This is a genomic window from Shewanella sp. 0m-6, assembly GCF_052977325.1.
Window position 1 is genome coordinate 1 of record NZ_JBRIMD010000058.1, and the last position, 4,108, is coordinate 4,108.

The following is a 4,108-nucleotide window of genomic DNA, read 5'->3' on the forward strand; positions in this document are numbered from 1 at the left end:
GTTTAAAAACACTCGGATTTTGCCATCTTATAAAGATCGGTCAACCGATCAATAAACTGCTAAATGATCGGCATTACAGCCTAGGGCTGCTTTTTATTACACTTAAAACTTTCCGCAAAATTTTAGCTTTTTAACTCAAGAAACCTTTTCAACTGTCACAACCTGACTTGAATCATCTTCAGATTTTGGTACCGGCCAAGCGTTAATCACGGCCTTAACTAAAGAAGCTAAAGGTATTGCAAAAAAGACTCCCCATACTCCCCATAATCCACCGAACACCAACACCGCAGCGATAATAAATACTGGGTGTAGATCGACCGCATCAGAGAACAAAATAGGCACTAACACATTACCATCTAATGCTTGAATGATCCCATACCCTACCATCAGGTAACCAAACTCAGGACTGACGCCCCACTGGAAAAAAGCCACCAATGCTATTGGAAGTGTGACTAAAGTGGCGCCTACATAGGGAATAAGTACTGACAGTCCGGTTAATACACCCAGTAAAGCTGCATATCGTAAATCCATAAAAGCAAAGAAGATGTAACTGACAACACCAATAATCACAATCTCAATCACCTTGCCTCTAATGTAATTGAAGATCTGCTGATTCATCTCATTCCAAACTTTACGGGCTAACTCTCTATTGGTTGGAAAGAAGCGTTTACTGCCTTGAATAAGTTGATCTTTATCTTTTAAGAAGAAAAATACTAATAGAGGGATCAAAATCGCATATACCATCAACACAAGTAACGATGCTGAATATCCTATCAATTGCTTACCGATATCAAGTAAGTGTTGGGTATCCAACATCTTTTTCAACTCTGCAACCATGGTATCTAACTGGCTGGGGTTCACAAATTGGGGGTACTGATTGATATAACTTTGCGCAGTAATGAGGCCTTTATCAATCATACTCGGAAGATCGGCAATTAGACTCACGCCCTGCTTCCAAATACTTGGCATTAAGCCAAAGCTAATCAATAGCATTAAGCCAATAAACAATACTAAAACTAAAGATGCTGCCGTTGTTCGATTGATACCTATTCGCGACATTTGTGCAACAGGCCACTCAAGTAAAAACGCTAGAACGAGTGCAATTAATAATGGAGCGAGTAAACCACCAGCAAAATAAATTGCTAAGGCTAAACCCGCAAGGATGAGGACTAAGGTAACGGCTTGTGGATCACTAAAACGTTCTTTATACCAACGGCTTAAAACAGATAACATTCAAACTCCCTAGTTCGACGACCTTTCTAGTCCTTGGTAGCCATCGTTATAATGATATTTACTTTATGTAAAATTTTATAAAGTCTCTTTTACTTGGTCACAGTTAGCGACAAAATGGTGTCATTATCTTCAGTTACTGTATAACAGAATCCCACTTTTTTTAAATAGCGGGGAACATCTTGCCTAGAACCGGGGTCGGATAATAAGACACGCATGCACTCCTCCGCTGAAAGTTGCTGCAACGCAAGTTTGACTTTGACTAACGGTAACGGACAACGGTATGGAGTTAAATCAATAATAATCATAATGAACTTGCTATAAACAATCTAAGGCTATTATCCTAATAAGCGACACAAACCACAAGTAAGCATTGTGACTAAGTGATAACAGAAGCATAGCCCAAATTAAGGATCCGCTTGAGTAAATTAACATTGTCTAAATCCGTCATTGCTGGTGCCCTTTCATTTATTTTATGCACTAGTTCACCTGTAAGTTATGCAAATAACGATTTACCTGACCTAGGTACAGCGGCAGTTAATACATTCAGCTTAGAAAAAGAAACTGAGTATGGTGACGCATATATGCGAGTTATCCGTGGCTCAGCGCCTATGCTTAATGATCCCGTTTTAAATCAATACCTAACTGAACTTGGTAATAAACTGGTAGCCCATGCAACAGGTGTAAAGACGCCATTTTATTTTTTCTTGCTACGAAATGATGAAATTAACGCATTTGCATTTTTCGGTGGCCACGTGGGTGTTCATACAGGATTATTCTTAAATGCCGACACCGAAAGTGAGCTAGCTTCAGTACTTGGGCACGAAGTAACTCACGTTACTCAACGTCACTTAGCACGCTCACTAGAAGCGCAGCAAAAAAGCTCCACTGCCACTATCGCTGGTATGCTTGGCGCTATCTTATTAACCATTGCCTCTCCGCAAGCGGGTATGGCGGCATTAGCAACAACTCAAGCCTTGGCCACTCAGTCTCGAATTAACTATACCCGTTTACACGAGAAAGAAGCTGACCGAATAGGCATGCAGATCATGGTCGACGCCGGATTTGACCCTAATGGCGCTGCTGACTTTTTTGGTAAACTGGCCACACGCTACCGATTTACCACTAAACCGCCACAAATGCTTTTGACTCACCCGTTACCTGAGTCTCGCATCTCAGAAGCCCGTATTCGTGCCGAACGCTACCCTCTAAGGCATGTACCAGATAACCTAAACTTCCAACTTGCTAAAGCACGGATCCAAGTGCGCTTCTCCGGCTATAGTGAACAAGCTGCCCTTTCTATATTTGAAAAACAGTTAAAACATAACCGCTACAGTTACAAAAGTGCAGCACAGTACGGTAAAGCATTGGCTTTATTTAGATTGAAGAAGTTTACAGAATCTGAAAAAATTATTGATGAGTTATTAGCTAAGAGTCCTAATAACTTATTTTACATTGATACTAAGACCGATCTGCTCAGCCAAAGAGGTGCTAATAAGGATGCGATTACCTTATTATTAGCGCAAAAGCAGCTAAAACCGACCTCTTCAGTTGTGAATACCAATCTGGCCAACATTTACCTGGAAGATAATCAGGTCAATAAAGCGATCCCCTTGCTTGAAGACCTTATTTTCCTCGATAAACAAGATCAGCTTGCTTATATCTTGCTACATCAGGCATACAAGAAAAATGGTAATAAAGCGATGGAGTACTTTGTTAAAGCAGAGTCTCTAGCGCTCGTAGCGGATTATAAAACCGCTATCGACCAACTCAATTTTGCATACCGAGAAGCTAAAGGAGATTCTCTGCAGCTAGCTCGAATAGAAGCCCGGATCAGGCAATTTAGACAAGCTGACAGGGCACTAGAGCAGCTACAATAAGCACAGTTAATTTGTGACTCCAGTCACAAATTAACGTATCATTAGCGCAACTTTTAATAACAATAAAAAGACTATGACAAACGTTAGTATTTATCACAACCCAAGATGTTCAAAAAGCCGCCAGACCTTGGCGTTATTAGAAGATAACAACTGCCAAATCGACATTATTGAGTACCTGAAAACACCAATATCAGTAGAGCAAATTACCGATATTTTAACAAAGCTCAATATCGCGCCAAGAGATATGATGCGGGTTAAGGAAACTGAATATAAAGAACAAGGTTTAAGTGATCCGTCTTTAACTCAAGCGCAGTTAATTCAGGCGATGATCAATACCCCTAAACTTATTGAACGCCCTATTGTTCTCGCCAATAATAAGGCTGCAATTGGACGTCCGCCAGAGAATGTTCTTACAATTTTATAAACGAGGTAAGTAATGAACTCGACCACCCTATTTAAGCTTTGCCGCACTGGTTATGTGGCATTGGTAATGTTGTTAGGGGCATGGTTCATACGCCAAGGGTTAACCGGCGAATACTCCATGCTATTTAGTCTACTCTGGCTTATTCCTCTATTGTTGCCACTGAAAGGCATTTTAACAGGTAAGCCATATACCTATGCTTGGGCAAGTTTTATTCTTTGCCTTTATATGTTGCATGCACTCACTTTGGTTTATGTTACCGAAACCGACACACTTTTTGCTGTCGTGGAGTCCTTGCTGATTGGCAGTTTACTCATTGGTTTTCCTTTTTACGCCAGGATTCGAGGGCGTGAGCTAGGGCTTGGATTGAAAAAGAAAAAGTAAGCTTTTTAGCACTGGCGGTTCCGGACCTACGCCAGTGCTCTATTCACCAATACTTCATCTTCTCTCGTTATAAAGCCTTGTTATACTCTTGTTCCCCTTGATCTTCAGCATTCAATATTCGACATTCGACATTCGACATTCGACATTCGACATTCGACATTCGACATTCGACATTCGACATTCGACATTCGAC

General features: G+C 40.8%; 5 protein-coding genes. 3 read left to right on the plus strand and 2 right to left on the minus strand.

Translation table 11 applies throughout. The features are described 5' to 3' along the window. Nucleotides 1-135: 135 nt before the first annotated feature. Both ACVBJC_RS20260 and ACVBJC_RS20265 read right to left on the minus strand, forming a co-directional pair. Complete coding sequence (locus tag ACVBJC_RS20260; protein ID WP_447162711.1) at nt 136-1,233, minus strand: AI-2E family transporter; 1,098 nt, start codon at nt 1,231-1,233, stop codon at nt 136-138. 89 nt (nt 1,234-1,322) lie between these two features. Beyond that, nucleotides 1,323-1,538, minus strand: a complete 216-nt coding sequence (locus ACVBJC_RS20265; RefSeq protein WP_447162712.1) for a sulfurtransferase TusA family protein — start codon at nt 1,536-1,538, stop codon at nt 1,323-1,325. A 111-nt stretch (nt 1,539-1,649) separates the two neighbouring features. Here ACVBJC_RS20265 and bepA point away from each other — a divergent pair, with 111 nt between their 5' ends. The 3 genes from bepA to ACVBJC_RS20280 all read left to right on the plus strand — a co-directional run bounded on the left by bepA (nt 1,650) and on the right by ACVBJC_RS20280 (nt 3,915). Then, nucleotides 1,650-3,110 (plus strand): beta-barrel assembly-enhancing protease, encoded by a 1,461-nt coding sequence (bepA, locus tag ACVBJC_RS20270; RefSeq protein ID WP_447162713.1) that lies wholly within the window; start codon nt 1,650-1,652, stop codon nt 3,108-3,110. A gap of 73 nt (nt 3,111-3,183) precedes the next feature. Further along, entirely contained in the window at nt 3,184-3,534 is a 351-nt protein-coding gene (gene arsC / locus ACVBJC_RS20275; RefSeq protein ID WP_447162714.1) for an arsenate reductase (glutaredoxin), read from the plus strand. A 12-nt stretch (nt 3,535-3,546) separates the two neighbouring features. Further along, a complete protein-coding gene (locus tag ACVBJC_RS20280) occupies nt 3,547-3,915 on the plus strand; it encodes a DUF2069 domain-containing protein (RefSeq protein WP_447162715.1) in 369 nt (122 codons plus the stop codon). Nucleotides 3,916-4,108 lie beyond the last annotated feature (193 nt).